Origin of the sequence: Loktanella agnita (assembly GCF_046640325.1) — a bacterium.
Classification (GTDB): domain Bacteria; phylum Pseudomonadota; class Alphaproteobacteria; order Rhodobacterales; family Rhodobacteraceae; genus Yoonia; species Yoonia agnita.
Window position 1 is genome coordinate 1 of the sequence record NZ_JBJMBF010000046.1, and the last position, 1,266, is coordinate 1,266.

At 58.5% G+C, this 1,266-nt stretch carries 1 protein-coding gene; it reads left to right on the forward strand.

The window, feature by feature from the left end:
* Positions 1–3 precede the first annotated feature (3 nt).
* On the forward strand, positions 4–1,179 hold the full coding sequence (gene tuf, locus ACJ5NV_RS20385; protein ID WP_411646713.1) for an elongation factor Tu: 1,176 nt from the start codon (positions 4–6) through the stop codon (positions 1,177–1,179).
* Positions 1,180–1,266: the final 87 nt, after the last annotated feature.

Genomic DNA, 1,266 nt, shown 5'->3' on the forward strand with positions numbered 1-1,266 from the left:
AAAATGGCTAAGGCAAAGTTTGAACGTAACAAGCCGCACGTAAACATTGGTACGATTGGTCACGTTGACCACGGGAAGACGACGCTGACGGCGGCGATCACGAAGTATTTCGGTGACTTCCAGGCCTATGACCAGATTGACGGCGCACCCGAAGAAAAAGCCCGTGGGATCACGATCTCGACTGCGCACGTGGAATATGAGACGGAAACCCGTCACTACGCGCACGTCGACTGCCCCGGCCACGCCGACTACGTCAAGAACATGATCACCGGTGCTGCCCAGATGGACGGCGCGATCCTGGTTGTGAACGCCGCTGACGGCCCGATGCCCCAAACGCGCGAGCACATCCTGCTCGGCCGCCAGGTGGGTATCCCCTACATGGTCGTTTACATGAACAAAGTTGACCAGGTCGACGATGAAGAGCTGCTGGAACTTGTGGAAATGGAAATCCGCGAGTTGCTGTCCTCCTACGACTACCCAGGCGACGACATTCCTGTGATCCCCGGGTCCGCGCTGGCGGCGATGGAAGGCAACAACCCAGAAATTGGTGAAGAATCCATCAAGAAACTGATGGCCGCTGTTGACGAATACATCCCGACACCGGCCCGTGCGGTTGACCTGCCGTTCCTGATGCCAATTGAGGACGTATTCTCGATCTCTGGCCGTGGCACGGTTGTGACCGGTCGTGTGGAACGTGGTGTGATCAATGTTGGCGACGAGATCGAAATCGTCGGCATCCGCGACACCAAGAAAACGACCTGTACCGGCGTTGAAATGTTCCGCAAGCTGCTGGACCGTGGTGAAGCTGGCGACAACATCGGCGCCCTGCTGCGCGGTGTGGACCGTGAAGGTGTTGAGCGTGGTCAGGTTCTGTGTAAGCCGAGCTCTGTCAGCCCGCACACGAAGTTCGAAGCTGAGGCCTATATCCTGACCAAGGAAGAGGGTGGTCGTCACACGCCGTTCTTCGCGAACTACCGTCCACAGTTCTACTTCCGGACCACAGACGTGACCGGCACGGTTGAGCTGCCCGCAGGCACCGAAATGGTGATGCCGGGCGACAACCTGAAGTTCAACGTGGAACTGATCGCGCCGATCGCGATGGAAGACGGGTTGCGCTTCGCCATCCGCGAAGGCGGCCGGACCGTTGGCGCAGGGGTTGTGTCGAAGATTGTTGAGTAATCACGGGGAGGCTTGGGCGTAAGCCCAAACGCACCGGGCGGGTGGCAGATGTTTTCCAAAGGGAAACTTCGAGAACCCGCCCCCTCT

Bases quoted from the DNA above. Each gene is read 5' to 3' on its own strand.
- tuf (WP_411646713.1), top strand. From the start codon at position 4: ATGGCTAAGGCAAAGTTTGAACGTAACAAGCCGCACGTAAACATTGGT.